At 65.6% G+C, this 20,898-nt stretch carries 20 protein-coding genes; 10 read left to right on the forward strand and 10 right to left on the reverse strand.

The window, feature by feature from the left end:
• Positions 1-15 precede the first annotated feature (15 nt).
• The 4 genes from GVM20_RS14915 to GVM20_RS14930 all read left to right on the forward strand — a co-directional run bounded on the left by GVM20_RS14915 (position 16) and on the right by GVM20_RS14930 (position 2,324).
• Positions 16-579 carry a hypothetical protein gene (locus tag GVM20_RS14915; RefSeq protein ID WP_166547983.1) on the forward strand — a complete coding sequence of 188 codons (564 nt, stop codon included), beginning with the start codon at positions 16-18 and terminating at the stop codon, positions 577-579.
• A gap of 121 nt (positions 580-700) precedes the next feature.
• On the forward strand, positions 701-1,162 hold the full coding sequence (locus tag GVM20_RS14920; protein WP_166547984.1) for a Dps family protein: 462 nt from the start codon (positions 701-703) through the stop codon (positions 1,160-1,162).
• 74 nt (positions 1,163-1,236) lie between these two features.
• Positions 1,237-1,851: a 6-phosphogluconolactonase gene (locus GVM20_RS14925; protein ID WP_166547985.1), complete on the forward strand. Its 615-nt coding sequence runs from the start codon at positions 1,237-1,239 to the stop codon at positions 1,849-1,851.
• Positions 1,851-2,324 carry an NUDIX hydrolase gene (locus GVM20_RS14930; RefSeq protein WP_166547986.1) on the forward strand — a complete coding sequence of 158 codons (474 nt, stop codon included), beginning with the start codon at positions 1,851-1,853 and terminating at the stop codon, positions 2,322-2,324. The genes GVM20_RS14925 and GVM20_RS14930 overlap by 1 nt, the downstream gene beginning before the upstream one ends.
• Before the next feature lie 156 nt (positions 2,325-2,480).
• On the opposite strand, the gene dinB is transcribed toward GVM20_RS14930, so the two are convergent.
• Positions 2,481-3,602 (reverse strand): DNA polymerase IV, encoded by a 1,122-nt coding sequence (gene dinB, locus GVM20_RS14935; protein ID WP_166547987.1) that lies wholly within the window; start codon positions 3,600-3,602, stop codon positions 2,481-2,483.
• A 128-nt stretch (positions 3,603-3,730) separates the two neighbouring features.
• On the opposite strand from dinB, the gene GVM20_RS14940 reads away from it, so the two are divergent.
• Positions 3,731-4,984, forward strand: coding sequence for a multidrug effflux MFS transporter (locus tag GVM20_RS14940; RefSeq protein WP_166547988.1), 1,254 nt, complete (start codon positions 3,731-3,733; stop codon positions 4,982-4,984).
• Between the two features lie 119 nt (positions 4,985-5,103).
• Here GVM20_RS14940 and GVM20_RS14945 read toward each other — a convergent pair whose 3' ends face one another.
• The 7 genes from GVM20_RS14945 to crtY all read right to left on the reverse strand — a co-directional run bounded on the left by GVM20_RS14945 (position 5,104) and on the right by crtY (position 13,654).
• Positions 5,104-6,657, reverse strand: coding sequence for an acyl-CoA carboxylase subunit beta (locus tag GVM20_RS14945; protein ID WP_166547989.1), 1,554 nt, complete (start codon positions 6,655-6,657; stop codon positions 5,104-5,106).
• 121 nt (positions 6,658-6,778) lie between these two features.
• Positions 6,779-8,653 (reverse strand): acetyl/propionyl/methylcrotonyl-CoA carboxylase subunit alpha, encoded by a 1,875-nt coding sequence (locus GVM20_RS14950; protein ID WP_166547990.1) that lies wholly within the window; start codon positions 8,651-8,653, stop codon positions 6,779-6,781.
• Positions 8,650-9,162, reverse strand: coding sequence for a nuclear transport factor 2 family protein (locus tag GVM20_RS14955; protein ID WP_166547991.1), 513 nt, complete (start codon positions 9,160-9,162; stop codon positions 8,650-8,652). Before GVM20_RS14955 ends, GVM20_RS14950 begins: the two co-directional genes overlap by 4 nt.
• Before the next feature lie 133 nt (positions 9,163-9,295).
• Positions 9,296-10,261, reverse strand: coding sequence for a phytoene/squalene synthase family protein (locus GVM20_RS14960; protein WP_166547992.1), 966 nt, complete (start codon positions 10,259-10,261; stop codon positions 9,296-9,298).
• Positions 10,262-10,269: 8 nt separating this feature from the next.
• Positions 10,270-10,851, reverse strand: coding sequence for an LOG family protein (locus tag GVM20_RS14965; protein ID WP_166547993.1), 582 nt, complete (start codon positions 10,849-10,851; stop codon positions 10,270-10,272).
• Positions 10,848-12,356 carry a phytoene desaturase gene (locus GVM20_RS14970; RefSeq protein ID WP_166548002.1) on the reverse strand — a complete coding sequence of 503 codons (1,509 nt, stop codon included), beginning with the start codon at positions 12,354-12,356 and terminating at the stop codon, positions 10,848-10,850. The genes GVM20_RS14965 and GVM20_RS14970 overlap by 4 nt, the downstream gene beginning before the upstream one ends.
• Before the next feature lie 50 nt (positions 12,357-12,406).
• Positions 12,407-13,654 (reverse strand): lycopene beta-cyclase CrtY, encoded by a 1,248-nt coding sequence (gene crtY / locus GVM20_RS14975; protein ID WP_166547994.1) that lies wholly within the window; start codon positions 13,652-13,654, stop codon positions 12,407-12,409.
• A 133-nt stretch (positions 13,655-13,787) separates the two neighbouring features.
• Here crtY and GVM20_RS14980 point away from each other — a divergent pair, with 133 nt between their 5' ends.
• On the forward strand, positions 13,788-14,783 hold the full coding sequence (locus GVM20_RS14980; RefSeq protein ID WP_166547995.1) for a MipA/OmpV family protein: 996 nt from the start codon (positions 13,788-13,790) through the stop codon (positions 14,781-14,783).
• 27 nt (positions 14,784-14,810) lie between these two features.
• On the opposite strand, the gene GVM20_RS14985 is transcribed toward GVM20_RS14980, so the two are convergent.
• On the reverse strand, positions 14,811-15,569 hold the full coding sequence (locus GVM20_RS14985) for a DUF2059 domain-containing protein (RefSeq protein WP_166547996.1): 759 nt from the start codon (positions 15,567-15,569) through the stop codon (positions 14,811-14,813).
• Positions 15,570-15,737: 168 nt separating this feature from the next.
• Here GVM20_RS14985 and GVM20_RS14990 point away from each other — a divergent pair, with 168 nt between their 5' ends.
• The 4 genes from GVM20_RS14990 to GVM20_RS15005 all read left to right on the forward strand — a co-directional run bounded on the left by GVM20_RS14990 (position 15,738) and on the right by GVM20_RS15005 (position 20,201).
• Positions 15,738-17,018, forward strand: coding sequence for a metal-dependent hydrolase family protein (locus GVM20_RS14990; protein WP_166547997.1), 1,281 nt, complete (start codon positions 15,738-15,740; stop codon positions 17,016-17,018).
• A gap of 17 nt (positions 17,019-17,035) precedes the next feature.
• The gene (locus tag GVM20_RS14995) at positions 17,036-17,632 is read left to right on the forward strand and encodes a DUF2585 family protein (protein WP_166547998.1); all 597 of its coding nucleotides are present in this window, start codon (positions 17,036-17,038) and stop codon (positions 17,630-17,632) included.
• Positions 17,633-17,817: 185 nt separating this feature from the next.
• Complete coding sequence (gene thiC / locus GVM20_RS15000) at positions 17,818-19,722, forward strand: phosphomethylpyrimidine synthase ThiC (protein WP_166547999.1); 1,905 nt, start codon at positions 17,818-17,820, stop codon at positions 19,720-19,722.
• Between the two features lie 95 nt (positions 19,723-19,817).
• The gene (locus tag GVM20_RS15005) at positions 19,818-20,201 is read left to right on the forward strand and encodes a DUF6632 domain-containing protein (RefSeq protein ID WP_166548000.1); all 384 of its coding nucleotides are present in this window, start codon (positions 19,818-19,820) and stop codon (positions 20,199-20,201) included.
• On the opposite strand, the gene GVM20_RS15010 is transcribed toward GVM20_RS15005, so the two are convergent.
• Positions 20,202-20,831, reverse strand: coding sequence for a hypothetical protein (locus GVM20_RS15010; protein ID WP_234032043.1), 630 nt, complete (start codon positions 20,829-20,831; stop codon positions 20,202-20,204).
• Positions 20,832-20,898 lie beyond the last annotated feature (67 nt).

Genomic DNA, 20,898 nt, shown 5'->3' on the forward strand with positions numbered 1-20,898 from the left:
AAAGCCAGACCCCGCGTGGACGGCTTCCTGATCGCTGTGCTGCTGGTCTCCGCGCTGGCGATGGGCGGGCGCGATCAATGGCTGGTGGCGCAATGGGCCGATGTGCTGGAACGCAGCACCGCGCTGCTCGCGGTTGCCGTGCTGTGCGCCTGCCTCAGCGCCGGGGCAATGGCGTGGATCGGGGCGGAGTTTGCCGAACTTCTGCCGCGCCGCGCTGCGCAAATGCTGGTCGCCTTTGCGCTGGCGATTGCCGCTGCCGAGCTGGCATTTCCGGTGCGGGTCAAGTCGCCGCAGGAGCCCACCCGCTCGCTGGGTGCGATCGCGATTGTGCTGCTGGCGCGCCAGATCGGGGATGGCGCGCGCTTTGCCGTTTTCGCGCTCGCCGCATGGACGGTTGTGCCGCTGACGGCGGGCCTGGGCGGCGCGCTGGGCGGAGCGGCGGCGGTGGCCGTCGGCTGGTCGGTGGGCAGAGAAACCCTTGCCCGCTGGCCGTTGCGTATCGTCCGGCTGGTGCTGGCGGGATGCCTTGCGCTTGCCGCACTATTCATCGGATTGAACGCTCGTTTCGCCGCCTTCTAATCGCCTTGCCCGATTACCGCGAATAGAATTTTCCTGAAACCCAATCTATGTTCGTGCATTGATATAGTCACCAGATAGGCGACATCACTTGCTCGCACTGAACAGAATAATGGAGAATATCATGGCCGATAAGAAAGCCAATTCGAAAGCCGCTCTGGTTGATGAACTCAACGGACTGCTCGCCGATCACTTTGCACTGTTCATCAAGACCAAGAATTTCCACTGGCATGTCAAGGGCCCGCGCTTCCACGACCTGCACCTGTTGTTCGACACGCAGGCACTCGAAGTGCGCGATCAGATCGATCTGATTGCCGAACGCGTGCGCAAGCTGGACGCTGATACGCTCACTTCGATCGGGACGATGGGCAAGCACACCCAGATCAAGGATCAGGACAGCACCAAGCTTTCCGCCGAGGACATGGTCGCCGAACTGCTCGCCGATAACGAAGCCGTGATCGGACGGCTGAAGGGCATGAAGGATCTGGCCGAAGAAGCGGGCGACAATGCCACCGACGGGCTGCTCGACGAATGGACCGACATGGCCGAACAGCGCGCCTGGTTCTTGCGTTCGATCCTCGCCTGATCGCTGCCGCAATAGCTATTCACAAGCGGGCCGCACCCATTGCCGGGGGCGGCCCGTTTGCTATTGAAGCGGCTATGCATGACGTGACGATTATCGAAGGCGCGGATCAGGCTGCGATCGCTGGCTGGCTGGCGTCACGGCTTGGCGGGAGCGGCGCCATCACGCTTCCCGGCGGTTCGACCCCCTTTCCGATCCTCGCGACCTTGATCGAACAGGGCGGCATCGACTGGAGCGGGTGGCAGATCTGGCCCAATGACGACCGGATCGTGCCCGAAGATCACGAGGCGTCCAACACCGGCAAGATGCGCGCGCTGCTGGCGCCTGCGGGCGCGCAGATTGTTGCGTTGGCCGAAGATGCCATCCCACCGCATTTCGCGCTGACATGGCTGGGCATGGGGTCGGATGGGCACATCGCCTCGCTGTTCCCCAACACCGACCCCCAGATTGATGATCCGCTGACGGTCCGCCGCCTCACCCCCGATCCGCTCCCGGCCCATGCGCCGTTCGACCGGATCACGCTGACGATCCCGGCGCTGCTCAACACCAGCGCGCTGGTCTTCACCCTCGGCGGCGCGGCGGACAAGCGCGCGGTGTTCGATGCGGCCTCGCGCGGCGAGAACGACCTGCCCGTTGCCCGCCTGCTGCGCAGTGCGCAGGCGCGGGGTATTCCGGTGACTGTCTTCACCTGATGCCAAACTTCCTCCCTGCCGTGCTCCACCGCGCGCTGATGCCGCTGGCGCATTGGGTGCGGCATTACTGGCGGCGCTGGCGCAAGACCCCGATTGCGGGGGTGAGCGTCGTCATCACCAACCTCACCGGCGATGTGTTGTTGCTCAAGCATTCCTATGGCCCTGGAGTCTGGAGCCTGCCCGGCGGCGGCCTGGCGCCCGGCGAGGACCCCGAGGCGGCGGCACGGCGCGAGGTGCGAGAGGAACTGGGCGTCGAACTTGCGCGGATCGAACCGGTCGGCACGCTGGAAGAGGTGCTGTCCGGCTCGCCCCATACCGCCCATGTTTTCGCCGCCGTGTGCGATCAGCGCCCCAAGCCTGACGGGCGCGAAGTGACAGAGGCGCGGTTCTTCCCCTCCCACTCCCTGCCCGAACCGCTCGGCCGCACCACTCGCACGCGGATTGCGGCATGGCGCGCGCGAGGGGTGGGGTGACATTGGCGTCCCTCCCCGTCCCGGACTTGATCCGGGATGGGGAGGTGGCACCGCGGAGCGGTGACGGAGGGGCTTGCAGGGCCGGATGATAACCCCACCGTCAGCCGCCTGCGGCGTCTGCCACCTCCCCATTCGTTCCGAACGGAGAGGGACTGTTCACAGCAGCCGCAACTGCGCTTCGTCCCTTGGCGGCTTGTCATCCTCGGCCCCTTCCAGCCCCGACAGGGTCAGCCCCATCAGCCGGATCGGTCCGCGCAACGGCAACTCCGCTTCCAGCAGCGCGCGGGCGAGCTTAGCGAACTCCGCCTTCCCGCTGACGAACTCGGGGAGCGAGGTTGCACGGGTCATGATCTGGAAATCGGTGAATTTCATCTTGAGCGTCACCGTGCGCCCTTTTGCGCCCGCCGCCTCGATCCGCTCCCACACGATATCGATGATCGTCTCCAGCGTGTCGCGCAAGGCACCGCCGCTGCCGATATCGTCCGAAAAGGTCCGCTCCCCGCCGACCGATTTTCGCACCCGGTGGGCGGCGACGGGGCGCAGGTCGATGCCGCGGGCGGCGCGGAACAGGTAATCGGCCATGCTGCCGAAATGCTGGCGCAGGAAGGCGATGTCCTTGGCCGCAAGGTCCGCGCCGGTCAGGATGCCGAGCTTCTGCATCCGTTCCTCCGCCTTGGGCCCGACCCCATGGAACCGCCGGATCGGCAGGCCTGCGACAAATTGCGCGCCTTCTCCGGGGCGGATCACGCATAGGCCGTCAGGCTTGTTCTGATCGCTGGCGAGCTTGGCGAGGAACTTGTTGTAGCTCACCCCGGCGCTCGCGGTGAGCCGGGTCTTGGCGCGGATTTCCTGGCGGATCAGTGTGGCGATGCGGGTGGCGCTGCCGATGCCGAGCCGGTCTTCGGTCACATCGAGATAGGCTTCATCGAGGCTCAGCGGTTCGATGATCGGGGTGTAATGCTCGAACACCCGGCGGATCTGGCGGCTGGCTTCCTTGTAGGCGTCGAACCGCGGGCGCACGAAGATGAGGTCGGGGCACAGCCTTTGCGCCGTGACCGAGGGCATGGCGCTGCGCACCCCGAACTTGCGCGCTTCATAGCTGGCAGCCGCCACCACGCCCCGCCCGCCCGCGCCGCCAACTGCGACCGGCTTGCCCATCAGCGAGGGATCATCGCGCTGTTCGACGCTGGCAAAGAAGGCATCCATGTCGACATGGATGATCTTCCTGAGACCCGGCGCGGTCTCGGTATCGGGGGGCAAGGGCGGCGGCTCGGCCATCCTTTCGCAAATAGAACCTTGTCGCCGACGAAGGAACTGTTGCTGGAACAATTCACCTCACAGGTCATTTTGTGCACATGCGAAAAGAACAGTGGTCTTCGGGCGAACCCCTCGGCAAAGGCCCCGCCATGGCCACCGCAATTGCTCCCTCAACGCCCCTGCGCAAGGCGCTCGGAGAGACCGAGTTGCTGTGGATGATGGCGATGCTGATGGCGCTGAACGCCTTCGGGATCGACGCGATTCTGCCCGCGCTCGATGCGCTTGCGGCGGATCTTTCGGTCTCGGGCAATGACCGGCAATTCGTGATCGGCGTGTATCTGCTCGCGGGCGGGCTGGGCTCGCTGGTGCCGGGCGCGCTGGCTGACCGCTTCGGGCGGCGGCCGATCCTGCTGGGTGCTGTCGCGGTCTATATCGTGCTCTCGATCCTGTCGGCCTTGGCACCGAGCTATGACGCGTTGATCGCGGTGCGTGCGGCGCAAGGCTTCTTTGCCGCTGGCATCGTCGCGCTCCCTCCAGCGATCATTCGTGACCGCGTGGGCGGGGACAAGATGGCCCGCATGATGAGCATGATCTTCGTGATCTTCCTGATGGTCCCCGCCATCGCGCCGACCATCGGCGAAGGCATCCTGCAAGTCGGCAGCTGGCGCGCGATCTTCGGCGCGATGGCGGTGCTGGGCGTGGTGATGGGCGCGTGGGTCTATATCCGCCTGCCGGAAAGCCTGACTGACGAAAACCGCCAGCAAATCCACCTGCGCACCATCGGCGCGAACATGGGCCGCGCGCTCGCCCTGCCGAGCACCTTTGGCTACGTCATCGGTTCCGCACTGGTGTTCGGCGCGCTGTTCGGCTTTATCAATTCCTCGCAGCAGCTGATCACCGAGACTTTCGGCGCGGGCGATATCTTCCCGCTGGTCTTCGCGATCTGCGCCGGGTCGATGGCGTTCGCCAGCTGGTCGAACTCGCGCATTGTCGAGCGTTTCGGCGCCCGCCGGGTGAGCCACACCGCGCTGTTCTTCTTCATCGCGGTGAGCGCGGTGCAGGTGATGTTCGCCTTCCAGCCCGAGGAGCACCTGTGGGTGTTCGTCCCGCTCATGGCGACCAACATGGCGCTGCTCGGCTTCATCGGCAGCAATTTCGGCGCAATCGCCATGAACCCGTTCTTCAACATCGCCGGCGCGGCGAGCTCGGCCCACGGATTTGTGCGCATGACCATGGCGGCGCTGCTGGGCGGCGCGATCGGCTACGCGTTTGACGGCACGGCGCGCCCTCTGGCGCTGGCCTTGCTGGCGAGCGGGCTTGCCTGTCTGGTGCTGGTGTTGCTGAGCGAGAAGGGCAAACTGTTCGGGCCGTCAGATGCGGAGCTGGGGATGCGCGAGCCCTAACTCCTCTTTTCCTCGTCATTGCGAGGAGCCGAAGGCGACGCGGCAATCCATGGACCGCCGTCGCAATCTGCCGCGATGTCAGATCATGGATTGCTTCGCTGCGCTCGCAATGACGAAGCTTAGGTGTCAGCCCCCAACCGCCGCCACGCGAGGCCCGCAAACTCGCACAGCAGCGGGCGCGTGTCGCGCGGGTCGATGATGTCCTCGACATTGAAGCGCTCGGCGCTGCGGAACGGCGAGGTGACTTTCGCCAGCCGTTCGCGGATGTCCTCCAGCAGCGCCTCGGCGTCGTCGGAGGCTTCCAGCTCCGACTTGTAGGCGACCTCCAGCCCGCCCGCGATGGGAAGCGAGCCCCAGTCTCCGCTCGGCCAGCAATAGCGGTATTGGTAGCGTTCCGCATTGCTCATCGCGCTGCCCGCAATGCCATAGGCGCGGCGCAGGACAATGCTGGCGAGCGGCACGGTGGCGCGGTAGATCGCGTTCATCGCATTGACGCCGTAGCGGATAGTCCCCGCCATCTCCGCCTCGCGCCCGATCATGAAGCCGGGGTTGTCGACGAGGTGCACGATGGGGAGCCGGAACTGGTCGGCGAGGCGGACGAAGCGTTCGACCTTTTCGGAGGTCTTGGCCTCCCACGATCCACCGAGGTAGCTCGGATCAGAGGCGATCACGCAGACCGGCCAGCCATCCAATCGCGCAAAGGCGGTGATCGCGGCGCGGCCCCAGTGCTTGCCGATCTCGAACACGGTGCCGTGGTCGAACAGCATCTCCATGCAGCGGCGCATCGAATAGACCTGTTTCGGGTCACGCGGGACGAGGCTGAGCAGCGCCTCCTCGCGGCGATCAGCAGGATCATCGCAGCCTGAGCGGCGGGCGGGTTGCCCGACATATTCGGGCATGAAGCTGAGAAAATGCCGCGCGCGGGCGAAGGCCTCGGCTTCGCTGGCCACCTCGTCATCCACCACGCCGTTGCGAGTGTGGATCGCCGATCCGCCGAGCGCTTCCTTGGCCTCCTCATGGTTGGCCGCGCCGCCCTTGTAGGCCTCGCCCAGCCCATCGACCACGGCGGGGCCAGCCGCGAAGATCTGCGAGAGGCCCTTGACCATGATTGAATAGTGGCTCGCCACGGTCCGCGCCGCGCCGAGCCCCGCCGTGGGGCCAAGCGCCAGTGCTACCACCGGCACGGTGTCGAGGTTCGTCACCACATCGCCCCAGCCGGGCACGGCGGGAATATAGGTCGCGCCGATCTGTTCGAGGGTCTTTACGCTGCCGCCGCCGCCCGTGCCGTCGATCATGCGGATGATCGGCATCTTGAGCTGGTGCGCCATCATCTCGGCCTGCACCATCTTGCGCGCAATCCCCGCATCCGCCGCGCCGCCGCGAATGGTGAAATCGTCCGCCGTGGCGACCACGGGGCGACCGTTGATCAGGGCCTTGCCGAACAGGAAGGGGGCGGGGGTGACGGCTTGGAGGTCGCCGTTGGCGTCATACTTTGCGCTGCCTGCGATCTTGCCGATCTCGCGGAAGGACCCCTCGTCCACCAGCGCCGCGAGCCGTGCGCGGGCGTCCATTTTGCCGCGCCCATGCTGCCGCGCAACCTTGTCCGCGCCGCCCATCTGCTCGGCCAGCGCCTCGCGGTGGCGCAGTTCTTCGAGTTCCTTGGCCCAGGTCATTCCCTCTCCCTCACCTCGTCATTGCGAGCGCAGCGAAGCAATCCAGAGCGGCAGCGCGCAGCGGTTCTGGATTGCCGCGTCGCTTCGCTCCTCGCAATGACGAAAAGGAGATGAAGCGGGGCTATTCCCCCGCGGGCACCACCCGGCACAACACCGCCTCGACCTGCACCTGCCCGCCCGCGCTGACGACCAGCCCCTCGACCACCCCGTCGAAGGGCGCGGTGAGGGCGTGTTCCATCTTCATCGCTTCGAGCACCATGAGCCGCTGCCCGGCAGTGACGGTCTGGCCTTCTACGACATCGACCGCGATGACCTTGCCCGGCATCGGCGCGATGATCGCGCCGTCGGCGGCGGAAACTTGGCCCTCCCCATGCGGATTATGCTGGCCAATCGCGAAGGCGAGGCCCTTTGCGCTCACCAAGGCCATGGTTGGCGTGGCAGATGACGACCAGATCTCGTCGTACCAATCATCAGGAATGCGAGTTTCGACGGGGCCGGACTCCGTTGCCAGAAGCACCGACTTTTTGGGATCGGCGTTCAAGCGAAAGCCCGTAAGGGGCGCTTTCTGGACACCGACATATTCGCGCTGAAGGTGCAGCGCGGCTGTCTCAAGCATTGCCTTGGTGGGATGACTGTCAGGGATCAAGCCATCACCGCGCGCGGCGATGAGACCTGTGGTCATTGCTCCCTCAAGAAACTCGGCATCCTCAAGCAGCCGATAGAGGAAGCCCGCGTTCGATTTGACTGGCCAAACGGCAGTTCCGTCCAGAACTTGCTTCAAGCTCTGGATGGCTTGTTGGCGATCCTGAGCCGACGCGATGATCTTGGCGATCATCGGGTCGTAGAAGGGGGAGACCGTCGCGCCTTCTTCGACACCGGTGTCGATCCGCTCGCGATCCGGGATATGGAAGCGTTCCAACCGCCCCGTGCTCGGCAGAAACCCCTTCGCCGGGTCTTCCGCATAGAGCCGCGCTTCGATCGCATGGCCATTGATCGACAGCTCGTCCTGCCGCTTGGGCAGCCGCTCGCCGCTCGCCACGCGCAGTTGCCATTCGACCAGATCGACCCCGGTGATTTCCTCGGTCACGGGATGTTCGACCTGAAGGCGGGTGTTCATCTCCATGAAGAAGATGCGGTCGGCGCGCAGGCCGTCCGAGGCATCCGCGATGAATTCGATCGTGCCTGCGCCCTCGTAATCGACCGCCTTGGCCGCGCGCACGGCGGCGGCGCAGATCGCTTCGCGGGTGGCTTCATCCATGCCGGGGGCGGGGGCTTCCTCGATCACTTTCTGGTGGCGGCGCTGGAGCGAGCAGTCGCGCTCGAACAGGTGGACGACGTTGCCGTGGCTGTCCCCGAACACCTGCACCTCGATATGGCGGGGCGAGGTGATCCACTTTTCGAGCAGTACCTCGTCGTTGCCGAAGCTCGCCTTGGCCTCGCGGCGGCAGGATTCGAGGCTCGCGGTGAAATCGGCGGGCGCATCGACCTTGCGCATCCCCTTGCCGCCGCCGCCCGCGACCGCCTTGATGAGGACGGGGTAGCCGATCGCGTCAGCCTCTTTGGTGAGCCGCTCGACCGACTGGTCGGAGCCGTCATAACCCGGCGTGACCGGCACGCCCGCCGAGCGCATCAGCTGCTTGGCCGCGTCCTTCAGACCCATCGCGCGGATGCTGGCGGGCTTGGGGCCGACCCAGACGAGGCCAGCGTCCAGCACCGCCTGCGCGAAGTCGGCGTTCTCGGACAGGAAGCCGTAACCCGGATGAATCGCATCCGCCCCGGTCTGCTGCGCGGCGGCGATGATCTTCGCGCCGACCAGATAGCTCTCCGCCGCGGGCGAGGGGCCGATATGCACGCTCTCGTCGGCGCTCCGCACATGCAGCGCCTTGGCATCGGCATCCGAATAGACCGCGACCGTCGCCACCCCCATGACCCGGGCGGTGCGCATGATGCGGCAGGCGATCTCGCCGCGATTGGCGATCAGGAGCTTCTGAATCATCGTGCGAACTCGAAATGGCTGTTTACTTCAGCGACCGTGTCAGCGCAGGCCTCGGGCGCTTCCATGGTGAAGCTGGTGTTGGCGACCAGCCACCGGCCCTCGCGCTTCACCATGCTCAAGGAATTGATCCCGCAATGGCTGAGGCTGCCCGCGATGGTGAAGTAATATGGTCCCCACACTTGCGCCATGTCGCCATCGACCCGCACGGATTCGATATACATGATCTCGGCCACCTCATCGGGGGACGTGAGCCAGTTCTCGAGGTGCTTGGCGACCGGGACCATCGCGAGCCGCGGGGCATCGGGGGTGCGCCGGTCGTGAATGAAGATCATGCCCTCAGGGATCATCTGGCGGGCGAGCGCAGTCTTGTCGTCGTTGGAGAGCGCATCGAAGAAATCGCTGACGCCTTCCATCACCGCAAGGGCCTCGGGGGTCGGCGTGTTGGCAGCGAGCGGCGCGGCGGCGAGAGCGGCGGCGCCAAGCAGGGCGGGAGCGAGAAGGGCTTTCATGATCGCTCTGCTAGCCCAGTTTTTTCGTCATTGCGAGGAGCCGTAGGCGACGCGGCAATCCAATTTCAACCGTTCCAGCAGGCGTGAGTGTCCGATGCTGGATTGCTTCGCCTTTGGCTCGCAATGACGAATGTCACGCCCGGGGCGGTGCGGATGGCCGATAATCGGCAATCCCCCAGTGGATGCCGCCCGCCGGCATCTTCTCGCGGTTGATCACCGCAGAGAGGAACGCGCGCACGCCGTACAGCGCCTTTTCCGCGCGGGGGACATAGGTGCGGCTGGCCCAGGCTTCAGGCCCGCGCTTCCTCACCTTGCGCCCGATTGCCCCATAGATGCGCGCCGCCGACAGCACGGCCCAGCGGCTGCGGAACGGGAGCTTCGCCGCGCCGACCCGCGCGGCGGCCTCGTGCTTTTCCACCAGCGCGACCAGCCGCGCGGTCATCGCGGCGAGCTCCTTGCGGTGATGCGGCTTGGTATGCTGACCGGGCTCGATATCCTGCTCGACCAGCCAGATTTCGGGCAGGTAACAGCGGCCCACCGCATCATCCTCGACAATGTCGCGCGCGATGTTGGATAGCTGGAAGGCGAGGCCCAGATCATTCGCCCGGTCGAGCGTCTCCTGATCGTCAGGCGAGACGCCCATCACCACCGCCATCATCACGCCCACCGCGCCCGCCACATGGTAGCAATAGCGCAGCATGTCGGCCTCGGTGCGCGGGCGCCAGTCTTCGGCGTCCAATTGGAAGCCCGCGATCACGTCCTCGGCCATCTGCGGGGTGAGGCCCACCTCGGCGGCGACTACGCCGAGCGCGTCGAAGGCCGGATCGCCCGTCGGCTCGCCTGCGAAAGCCAGCGCAGTCAGGCGGCGGATCAGGGCGAGGCGTTCGGCGAGGTCGGTCTGATCGCCCAGTTCGCCGCCCATGTCCTGATTGTCGGCAATGTCGTCCGCGCGGCGGCACCAGGCATAGAGCAGCCACGCGCGCTCGCGAGTCTCTTTGTCGAACAGGCGCGCTGCGGCGGAAAAGCTCTGTGAGCCGCGCTTGATCGACAGCCGCGCATGTTCGACCAGCGCCGCGCGAGTGGTGGCATCGACCGCCATCGGGATGCCTAGAGCTCCTCGGCCTTCATGCGGAAGATCGGCGTGTGCGGCTGATAGGCTTCCATCTTGGCGAGCAGTTCGGGGATCGAGGTCGCCGCGATCAGGATGTTCTGGTGCGCAGGCCGGACGAAGCCGACCTCGGCCATCTTCGCGTTGAAGGCGAGCAGGTGGTCGTAGAAGCCGAAAGCATTGAGCAGGCCCACCGGCTTGGTGTGATAGCCCAGCTGCGACCAGCTGATCGCTTCCCACAGCTCGTCCATCGTGCCGACTCCGCCGGGGATGGTGACAAAGCCGTCCGACAGGTCAGTGAAGCGTTGCTTGCGCTCGTGCATTCCGCTGACTGTGACAAGCTCGTCGCAATCATGGTTGGCAACTTCGGCCTTGACCAGCGCTTCAGGGATGATGCCGATGACTTCGCCCCCGCCTTCCTTGGCCCCGCGCGCAACCGCGCCCATCAGGCCGAGCTTGCCGCCACCATAGACAAGGCCAATCCCGCGCGCGGCCAGTTCCGCGCCGACATCATAGGCCAGCTGGACATAACGCGGGTCTTCAGGCGAGGCCGAACCGCAATAGACGGCGAGACGTTTCACGCGCCCACCTTCGCCAGATCCTCCAGCATCAGCCCCGCAGTCGCTTTCGCGCTGCCGACCACGCCGGGGATGCCGGCGCCCGGGTGGGTGCCTGCGCCGACGAGGTAGTAGTTGTCGATCACGTCGTCGCGGTTGTGGCCGCGCAGGTATGCGCTTTGCCACAACACCGGCTCAAGGCTGAAGGCACTGCCCATGTGGGCGTTCAAGTCCTGCTTGAAGTCCTTGGGCGCGTAGCTGAACTTGGTGATGATCCGGTCGTGGATGTCCGGGATCAACCGGCGGCCCAACTCGTCGAGGATCATCTTTTCCAGCTTCGGGCCGACTTCGTCCCAATCGAGCGGCATCTTGCCCATGTGGCTGACGGGGACGAGCGCGTAGAAGGTGCTCTTGCCCGCGGGCGCCATGCTCGGATCGGTTACGGTCGGGTGATGAAGGTAGATTGCGAAATCTTCCGGCACGACCCCGTTCTTGTAGATGTCGTCGAGGAGGCCTTTGTAGCGCTTGGCGAACAGGATCATGTGGTGCGGGATGCCGGGCCAGGTGCCTTCCAGCCCGAAGTGCACCACGAACAGCGACGGGCTGAAGCTCTTGCGATTGAGGCTCTTGGCCATTTTCTTGCCGCGCTCACTGCCCGACAGCAGATCCTTGTAGGAGTGCATGATGTCCGCGTTCGATGCGACCGCGTCGAAGCGCTGGCGGAAGCCGCTCTTGGTCTCAACCTCGGTCGCCTTGGTGCCCAGCGTGTGGACCTGCACCACCGGATCACCGACGATCATTGTGCCGCCCAAACGCTCGAAGTGGCGCACCATCCCGGCGATCAGCCGGTTGGTGCCGCCGCGCGCCCACCAGACGCCGCCATCCTTCTCCAGCTTGTGGATCAGGGCGTAGATCGACGAGGTGTTCATCGGGTTGCCGCCGACCAGCAGCGAGTGGAAGCTGAAGGCCTCGCGCAGCTTGGGGTGTTCGATATAGCTCGACACCATCGAATAGACCGAGCGCCACGCCTGCTCCTTGATCAGCGCAGGTGCGGCCTTCAGCATCGACTTGAAATCGAGGAACGGCTTGGTGCCGAGCTTGAGATAGCCTTCCTCGTACACGCGTGCCGAATATTCGAGGAAGCGCGCGTAACCGGCGACATCCGCTGGGTTCAGCTTGGCGATCTCCGCGTTGAGCTGTTCTTCGTCGTTCGAATATTCGAAGTTGGTGCCGTCGGGCCAGTTGAGCCGGTAGAACGGCATGACCTTCATCAGCTCGACATCTTCGGAAATGTCGTGGCCGGTCAACTGCCAGAGTTCTTCAAGGCAGGGCGGATCGGTGATGACGGTCGGCCCGCCATCGAAGGTGAAGCCGTCACGCTCCCAGAAATAGGCGCGCCCGCCGGGCTTGTCGCGGCTCTCGATCACGGTGGTGGCAATGCCCGCCGATTGCAGCCGCACGGCGAGCGCCATGCCACCAAAGCCCGCGCCGATGACGCAGGCGGTCTTGCCCGCATAACGTTCGGCCATGGCGGGGTTGATGCCCTTTGCGCCGGGGATGTTGATCTTCACATCGGCGTTCATGCCGGGGTCTCCATGTTGAGAGGCTTGCCTGAGGAAAACAGTGCGCGAATGGCGCGCGGGATAGCTACGGGCGGCTTGCCCGTGAGGATGCGCAGCCTGTCAGGCCAAGTGGAACGACCAGCGTAGAACCGCTCGACCAGCTTGCCTTGCAGGGCGTAGAAATGTTCGAACACCACCACGCGCTTGTCCGGCTCGGCAGCTTCGAACAGCATCCGGCTGAGCATCCGGTAATAGGCGGTGGTGCGCCAGTGGCGTTTGGACCGGCGCTTGCAGAAATCGGCGAGCTCCTCGCCCGTCAGCGCCGGACGGCTGGCGATCAGATGCGCGATCGCGAGTGCATTATCGACGGCAAACGGCAGGGTGTAGCTGGTGAGCGGATGCGAGAACCCGCCGCGCGCACCCGCCAGCGCGACGCCGGGGATGGCGACTTCGGCCAGCGCGGCATTGATATCGCCGCCCGAGATCACCGGCAGAATGCCTGCCTCCTGATCGACAACTTCGCCCCTCCACCCGTGGCGGTGGGCATATTCGGCGACCCGACCTTTCAGCACGTCAGCGTCCATCTTGGGCTGGTCGGCGTAGTAGGTGTCCTCGATGAAGACATCGGTGGGCGAGAGCGGGAGGACATAGACGAAGCGGTAGGCCGCGCCGTTGCCGTGCGGGGCGAGCTGGTCGACGCTCGCATCCATGATGACGGGGCGGGTGAGGCCGTGCGGCGTCTCGCAGCGGAACTGCTGGCCGAGGAACACCTGCCAGCCGCCCGACAGCGCCTTTGAGGGCTTGAACGGGCGGCAATCGATCACGCGCTTGGCTGGCAGCCGCGTGCCATCAGCCAGCGTCACGCCGCCGGCATCAAGCGATGCCGCCTTGGTTTCCAGCATCACGCGCTCCGCCGGGAGTTCGGCGATCAGCTTGGCATGAAACTCGGCGCTGGCGAGCGAGCGGTAGGATGTCGGCAGGGTGCGGCCAAGGCCGGGGAAGGTGATGTCATAGCCGTCGTCCCAACCATTGAGATCAAAGCCCGCCATCAGCGTGCGCGCCTTGGGGCGAATGTCGGTCTCGAACCAGCTCCAGCGGTGATGCCCGCCGAAGCTGCGTCCGGCCTCGATGACAAGGAAGCGACAATCGGGCGCATGGCGGTGCAGCGCCAGCGCAATCAGCCCGCCCGCGAGCCCGCCCCCGACGATGATCACGTCATGGGAATCGGCGCCCTGTGTGCCTTTAGCTTGCGGTGAATCGACCATGCCTCAGTGCCCTAGGCGAGGGCGAGGCGAACGGCAATCTTGCAGCGCACATAGGATGTTGCAACGTCACACAAAAATAATAGGATGCCAAAAAAATCTCCTTTCGAATCACACTTATAAGGATCGCACCCTCATGACGCTTCGCACCGTTTTCGGCCCCTTTGGGCCTGCCGTTTCTGTGGCCGCCTTCTGCGCAATCTTTGGCACCGCACCCGCCCTTGCCGCCGAGGCCGAGGCCGAGGCTGACGCAGAGGCGATCGTCGCCGAAGTCGAAGCGGAGGCCGAGCCTGTCGCGGTCTCTGTCCAGACCGCCCAACCAACCGGACCTGCCGGTGCGCCGCCGTCCGGGTTCAGCAAGCCGGTGTTTGACGAGACCTGGGCGACCATCGGCCTCGGCCTCGGGATGGTGCCGAGTTATGCCGGTTCCGATGATTACATCGCCTTCCCGCTGCCGCTGATCGTGGGCCGCATCGGCGGAGTGGGGATCAGCCCCAATGGCCCGGGCTTCGTGCTCGATGTCAATTCGCCCAAGCCCGCCTTCGGTCCGCGCAAGGGCGCGCGGATCGCCTTTGGGCCGGCGTTCAGCTTCCGCAATGATCGCAACAACCGCATCAGGGATGACGTGGTCGCGCGCGCAGGCAAGCTGGACGCGGCGCTGGAAGTGGGCGGCAATGTCGAGCTGGCCCTGCCCAACGTCTTCAAGAACTTCGATCAGCTGAGCTTCGGCGTGCAGGCGCGCTGGGACGTGCTGGGCGCGCATGACGGCATGATCGTCGAACCGCAGATCACTTACCGCGCGCCGGTGGGCCGCAGCTTTGCGCTACAGGTGCAGGCGAGCGCCGAGTTCGTCGATGACAGCTTTGCCGATTATTACTTCACCGTCAGCCCCGCGCAGGCGCTGGCCACCGGCCTGCCGCAGTTCCGCGCCGAGGGCGGGCTGAACCGGATCGGCACCGTCGCGATCCTGACCTATGACCTCGACGGCAAGCCATTGAGCGGCGGCTGGGCGATCACCGGGCTGGGCGGCATGTCGCGGCTGCTGGGCGACAGCGCCGACACGCCCTTCACGGCGCAGCGCGGCGATGCCAACCAGTTCATCGTCGGGCTGGGGATGGCCTACACCTTCTGAGGCCAATCCCCCTCGGCGCCCCTGTCGCTATTGCGGGAAGCGCTTTACAAAGGTCGCCTCCACCACCCGGGCAATCTCGGCATCCTCCTCGGGGGTGAGCGGCTCGTTCTCCATTTGCGCGCGCAGCCGCTGGATCTGCGGATTGACGTTCTGGAGCTTCAGCAGCGCCGGATTGGCGAGCGCCTGTCTGCCCATCTCGGCCAGATCGCTGGCGTCCATCTGGCTGATCCCCTGGGACACCGCGCTGTTGATGTCGGCGCGCACATCCGCTTCGGTGATGTCCTTTTCCGCCACGGCGCTCGACAGCGTCTGCTCCATGTCGAAATTCGCCACCACATTGCCCATCAATCGGCGGCCGATGTCGGAGCGGTAGAACCCGGCCACATTGCGGGCCTCGTCCGGGGTGAGGTAACTCGCCATCGCCGCGATCATCTTCGGACGGTAGAGCGCCGACACCCGCAGGTTCTGGCTATTGAGCACCGGGCGCATCCCGGCCAGGATCTCGTCGATCAGGCCCGGACTGGCCCCCTCAGCTGCGGCCAGATCGGCGTTGGCCAGCATCTCGCGCTTGACCGCCTCCAGCCCGTTGTTGAGCAGGACATCGCGGTTCACGGTGCTATCGATCGCGTCGATCAGATCGGCATAGGCCGGGTGGCCGGGCTGGGGATTGGCGATTTGCGCGGCCATCGGCGGGGGCGGCGCGCTGTCCTGCGCCATGGCAGCCGGTGCAACCGGCAGCAGAGTCAGCATCAGGCCAGCGCAGCGCAGAGCGGAAAGTCGGATCATGGAAAAGCCCCCATCAACGCAAGTTATAGTCCCGTCGGCATAACGGCCCGCCTCCCCGCGCCCAAGCGAATAGTCTGATTGGCAGCGATTTTCACCGCTGCGCTTGCCTTGGCGGCGCGGGCGGGCCATCAACCGGGCGGGCCATGTGAGGCAAGGGGAGAGACAATCATGCAGGCATTCAAGGGCGGGTTGATGGCGGGGCTGGCGCTGGCCGGGACGCTGATGGCAGCGCCGCTCGCGGCCGAGACCGTGGCGATCCGCGCGGGCGCGGTGATCACCGATGCCGCTGCCGAGCCGACCGGGGCTGCGACCATTCTCGTCACCGACGGCAAGATCGTGTCGATCACTGCAGGCCACGGTGCCGTGACCGCCGACCGTGAGATCGACCTCAAGACCAAGACCGTGCTGCCGGGCCTGATCGACTTGCACACCCACCTGACCGGCGATCCGGGCGGCGATTTCTGGAAGGAAGCGACCGAACCGGACGAGTGGGGCGTCGTGGTCGGTGCCAAGAACGCGCGCCTAACCGCGTTGGCAGGGTTCACCACTGTGCGCGAAGCGGGCAGTGGGCGTGACACCGCCTTCTCCCTTCGCCGCGGGACGGCCGAGGGCATGGTGCCAGGGCCGCGCATCGTTGCGGCAGGCCCAGCGCTGGCGATTATCGGTGGCCACGGCGACGTCAACGGCTTCCGCTCCGAGGTCAACGAGCTGCTCGATTCGGGCTTCACCTGCACCGGCGCGGTCGAATGCGCCGCAAAAGTGCGGCTCGCCAGCCAGAACGGCGCGGACGTGATCAAGATCACCGCCACTGGCGGCGTGCTTTCGCAGCAGGGCCGGGGCCTCGAAGCCCACTTCACCCCCGCCGAAATGAAGGCGATTGCCGACACCGCCCATTCGCTCGGCCTCAAGGTCATGGCCCACGCCCACGGTGCGCGCGGCATTCAGCAGGCCGCCGAGGCCGGGATCGATTCGATCGAGCATGGCACCTATCTCGATGAAGCGGCGGCCAAGGCGATGAAGGCCAACGGCACCGTGCTGGTGCCGACCCTGATGGCGCTGGAAGGCGTCAGCGAGGGGCTGGGCAAGGGCGTCTATACCCCCGTGGTCGAAAACAAGATCCGCGCGGTGCAACCACTGATGGCCTCACTGGTCAGCCGCGCCCGCCAATACGGCGTCACCGTCGCCTTCGGCACGGATGCGGGCGTTTACCAACACGGCCGCAATGGCGAGGAACTCGGCCTGATGAAGAAGCAGGGCATGAGCGACCGTGAAGTCCTCGCCAGCGCCACGACCGTCGCGGCCAAGGTGCTCGGCATGGACAACCAGATCGGCAAGCTCGCACCCGGCTATTCGGCGGATATCATCGCGGTTGACGGTAACCCGCTCACAGATGTGACCGTGCTGGAGGAAGTCGACTTCGTAATGGTCCGAGGGCGCGTGATCGAATGAGCGGGCGCTAGGGTCTTATGGGCGCGCTCATCCCCAACCGCCGGACGGTCATCGTCTCGCTGGCCATTGCGGCGTTCACCATCATCATCCTGCTCGCCATGGGCCGCGCACCGATCTGCGAGTGCGGCTACGTCAAGCTGTGGCACGGGCAGATCAATGATAGCGGCAACAGCCAGCATATCGCCGACTGGTACACGCCCAGCCACATCATCCACGGAATGATCTTCTACGCCTTCGGCTGGTGGATGTTCGTGAAGCGCGGCTGGGGCGGGGCCGAGGCGTTCCGCTGGGGCCTGCCGCTCGCCGTGCTGCTGGAGGGCGCATGGGAGGTGCTGGAAAACACCCCGATGGTGATCAACCGCTTCCGCTCGGTCACCGCCAATTTCGGCTACACCGGCGACTCTGTGCTCAATTCGGGCGCTGACCTTGCGTGGATGGCGTTCGGCTTCTGGCTGGCGCTGCGTCTGCCGGTCAAGGTAACTCTGGCGCTGGCGATCATTGGCGAGCTGGTGGCGGGATATGTCGTGCGCGACAATCTGACCTTCAATGTCATCATGCTGGTCTATCCGATCGAAGCGATTGCCGAATGGCAGGCAGCGGGCGGGGTTGCCTGACGCCGCACTGGACTCACGTTCCGCCTTGTCCTAATCCTTGCCCATCCCCGGGGAGCCGCTTGGCTGAGAGGGGCGGTTAGCACCGTCCGACCCGTCGAACCTGAACCGATTAGCATCGGCGGAGGGAGTGGGCTGGTCGCTGTGCCATAGGTCCGCTCGCCCTCCGTCCTGGAGAGAGAGCAGATATGGCCGACATCAACAGCCCCGTCGAAATTGGCGTCACCACCGGCCCGATCCGTGGCAGCCGCAAGATTTATGTCGGCGCGCGCACCGGCAGCGGCATCCGCGTTGCCATGCGCGAGATCGACCTTGAGGGCGGTGAGCCGAGCGTGCGCGTGTACGACACCTCCGGCCCCTATACCGACCCCGATGCCCATATCGACATCAACGCAGGGCTCCCGCAGCTGCGCCGTGACTGGATCATGGCGCGCGGCGATGTCGAGGCTTACGATGGCCGCGAGATCAAGCCTGAGGATAATGGCCAGCTTGGCCCGGACCGCTCCGGCGGCGTCCCGCAGTTCCCCAATGCGGTGAAGCGCCCGCTGCGGGCCAAGGCGGGCATGAATGTCAGCCAGATGCACTACGCCCGCAAAGGCATCATCACCCCCGAAATGGAATATGTCGCCGAGCGCGAGAACCTCGGGCGCGAGATCGCGGCTGACATGGTGCGTGACGGGCAGAGCTGGGGCGCGGACATTCCGACCATCATCACGCCCGAATTCGTGCGGCAGGAAATCGCGCGTGGCCGGGCGATCATCCCCAACAACATCAATCACCCTGAGTCCGAGCCGATGGCGATCGGGCGCAACTTCCTCGTCAAGATCAACGCCAATATCGGCAACTCCGCCGTAGCCTCCAACGTCGCGAGCGAAGTCGACAAGATGGTGTGGGCGACCCGCTGGGGCGCGGACACGATCATGGACCTTTCCACCGGGCGCAACATCCACGACACCCGCGAATGGATCATCCGCAATTCCGCCGTACCGGTCGGCACCGTGCCGATCTATCAGGCGCTCGAAAAGGTCGGCGGTGTGGCCGAGGAGCTGACGTGGGAGATCTTCCGCGACACGCTGATCGAGCAGGCCGAACAGGGCGTCGACTACTTCACCATCCACGCGGGCGTGCGCCTCGCCTATGTCCCTATGGCGGCCAAGCGCGTCACCGGGATCGTCAGCCGCGGCGGCTCGATCATGGCCAAGTGGTGCCTTGCCCACCACAAGGAGAGCTTCCTCTACGAGCACTTCGACGAGATCACCGAGATCATGAAGGCCTATGACATCGCCTACAGCCTTGGCGATGGCCTGCGCCCCGGCTCCATCGCCGACGCCAATGACGAGGCGCAATTCTCCGAACTCTACACGCTCGGTGAACTCACCCACCGCGCCTGGGCGCAGGATGTGCAGGTGATGATCGAAGGGCCGGGCCACGTGCCCATGCACAAGATCAAGGAGAACATGGAAAAGCAGCTCCAGGTGTGCGGCGAAGCGCCGTTCTACACCTTGGGCCCGCTCATCACCGACATTGCGCCGGGGTACGACCACATCACCAGCGGCATCGGCGCGGCGCAGATCGGGTGGTATGGCACCGCCATGCTCTGCTACGTCACGCCCAAGGAGCATCTGGGCCTGCCTGACCGCGACGACGTGAAGGTCGGCGTGATCACCTACAAGCTGGCAGCCCACGCGGCGGACTTGGCCAAGGGCCACCCGGCCTCGCAGGTGCGCGACAATGCGCTGTCGAAGGCCCGCTTCGAATTCCGCTGGCGCGACCAGTTCAACCTCAGCCTCGACCCCGAAACCGCCGAGCAATATCACGACCAGACGCTCCCGGCCGAAGGCGCGAAGTCGGCGCATTTCTGCTCGATGTGCGGGCCGAAGTTCTGCTCGATGCAGATCAGCCAGGACGTCCGCGACTTCGCCGCCAAGCAGAACTCCAGCCCCGAAAGCTTCCTCGCCTCGGAAAAGCTGGGCGCGGACACCGCTGAGGCCAGCCGTCAGGCTGCGCTCAAGGGCATGGAGGAAATGAGCCGCCGCTACAACGAAGGCGGGCGCGAGCTCTATGTCGGCGCGGGCGGGCGCGAGCACGACTAACGGCAATCCCCCACCAAGGGCGGCGCTGGATTGACCGGCCCGGTGAAAGGGCAGACACCCTGCGCCGGGCCGTGTTCCGTTGGGGGGATCGACGTATGAATGCCTACCGCTTGCTGCAAATCCTGCTCGTCGCCTTCGGGGCGGTGTTCTGCCTTGTCGGGCCGCTGGCGATGGTCTGGCCGAGCGGCTGGGCCTGGCACGAAGGGCCGCCGATGGCCTCGCAATATTTCATGATGATCGTCGGGGTCTATGCGACATTGGGCGTGTTCATGATCCTCGCCGCGCGCAATCCGCTCGGCAATGTCTCGCTGATCTGGTTCGTCGCGGTGTCGAGCGCGGTGCACGCCGCGATCATGGCGGTGCAATCGCTGAGCGCGCCGATGCACCAGGGGCACCTGCTGGGCGATGTCCCCGCGCTGCTGCTGGTCACCATCGCCTTTGCCGTGCTGCTGCCCAAGGCCCAGCGCAGCGGCGCGTGATCACCAGCCCCAGGGCGCAGGCGGCGGGGTGACGGGCCGGGTGAGATCGAACTCGACCCGGAACAGGCGGCCGGCGCGGCTCAGCTGATAGGTGTAGGTCGCCGGGGTGATCTCGACCCGCCACACATTGGTGACCGACGCCGTCAGCCCGCCCGCGCGGAACATCGCGATGCTTTCCTGATCGACCGGGAAGTCCTGCGCGGCCGCCGTGCCGCCATCCGCCGTGTCCCCGCCATACAGCGTCACCGCATCATGCGAGCCGTCGGCGTGGCGGTGATCGTGCTTGAGACGGAGCCCTGCCGCGGTGCGGGTGATCAGCCAGGTGCGCGAGCGGTCCCACGTGCCATCGGCCCCCTGCACATGAAACGGGATCGCCATGCGGTCGGCGGAGCATTCGCGAAAATGCACCACCATCGCCGCGCTCGCCATGTCGGCATCGGCCGCGTCGGTGGAGACGAGGCGACCCGCATAGGCCTTGCCGCAATGGCTGGCCAGCGCGGCCATGAAGTCGCCTTGGGGATCGCTCCGGCCTGTCGCGGGGGAAACGCAGGCCGCCAGCGCCAGCAGCGGAGCGAGCAGGGCGGCAGGGCGAAGCGCGGTGGCCCAAAAGGCGGGGGTGACATGCATCATGCCGCCCGTCCTGAAGGCTGGCGACGCAAATGGCAAATCCGCGCAAGATTACCCCCCTCCCCACGGG

Origin of the sequence: Porphyrobacter sp. SLTP (assembly GCF_009905735.1) — a bacterium.
Classification (GTDB): Bacteria; Pseudomonadota; Alphaproteobacteria; order Sphingomonadales; family Sphingomonadaceae; genus Erythrobacter.

Bases quoted from the DNA above. Each gene is read 5' to 3' on its own strand.
- GVM20_RS14955 (WP_166547991.1), bottom strand. From the start codon at position 9,162: ATGAAAGCCCTTCTCGCTCCCGCCCTGCTTGGCGCCGCCGCTCTCGCC.
- GVM20_RS15005 (WP_166548000.1), top strand. From the start codon at position 19,818: ATGAATGCCTACCGCTTGCTGCAAATCCTGCTCGTCGCCTTCGGGGCG.
- GVM20_RS14960 (WP_166547992.1), bottom strand. From the start codon at position 10,261: ATGGCGGTCGATGCCACCACTCGCGCGGCGCTGGTCGAACATGCGCGG.
- GVM20_RS14920 (WP_166547984.1), top strand. From the start codon at position 701: ATGGCCGATAAGAAAGCCAATTCGAAAGCCGCTCTGGTTGATGAACTC.
- thiC (WP_166547999.1), top strand. From the start codon at position 17,818: ATGGCCGACATCAACAGCCCCGTCGAAATTGGCGTCACCACCGGCCCG.
- GVM20_RS14980 (WP_166547995.1), top strand. From the start codon at position 13,788: ATGACGCTTCGCACCGTTTTCGGCCCCTTTGGGCCTGCCGTTTCTGTG.
- GVM20_RS14930 (WP_166547986.1), top strand. From the start codon at position 1,851: ATGCCAAACTTCCTCCCTGCCGTGCTCCACCGCGCGCTGATGCCGCTG.
- GVM20_RS14925 (WP_166547985.1), top strand. From the start codon at position 1,237: ATGCATGACGTGACGATTATCGAAGGCGCGGATCAGGCTGCGATCGCT.
- GVM20_RS14950 (WP_166547990.1), bottom strand. From the start codon at position 8,653: ATGATTCAGAAGCTCCTGATCGCCAATCGCGGCGAGATCGCCTGCCGC.
- GVM20_RS14990 (WP_166547997.1), top strand. From the start codon at position 15,738: ATGCAGGCATTCAAGGGCGGGTTGATGGCGGGGCTGGCGCTGGCCGGG.
- dinB (WP_166547987.1), bottom strand. From the start codon at position 3,602: ATGGCCGAGCCGCCGCCCTTGCCCCCCGATACCGAGACCGCGCCGGGT.
- GVM20_RS15010 (WP_234032043.1), bottom strand. From the start codon at position 20,831: ATGATGCATGTCACCCCCGCCTTTTGGGCCACCGCGCTTCGCCCTGCC.
- GVM20_RS14945 (WP_166547989.1), bottom strand. From the start codon at position 6,657: ATGACCTGGGCCAAGGAACTCGAAGAACTGCGCCACCGCGAGGCGCTG.
- GVM20_RS14940 (WP_166547988.1), top strand. From the start codon at position 3,731: ATGGCCACCGCAATTGCTCCCTCAACGCCCCTGCGCAAGGCGCTCGGA.
- GVM20_RS14985 (WP_166547996.1), bottom strand. From the start codon at position 15,569: ATGATCCGACTTTCCGCTCTGCGCTGCGCTGGCCTGATGCTGACTCTG.
- GVM20_RS14970 (WP_166548002.1), bottom strand. From the start codon at position 12,356: ATGGCCGAACGTTATGCGGGCAAGACCGCCTGCGTCATCGGCGCGGGC.
- GVM20_RS14995 (WP_166547998.1), top strand. From the start codon at position 17,036: ATGGGCGCGCTCATCCCCAACCGCCGGACGGTCATCGTCTCGCTGGCC.
- crtY (WP_166547994.1), bottom strand. From the start codon at position 13,654: ATGGTCGATTCACCGCAAGCTAAAGGCACACAGGGCGCCGATTCCCAT.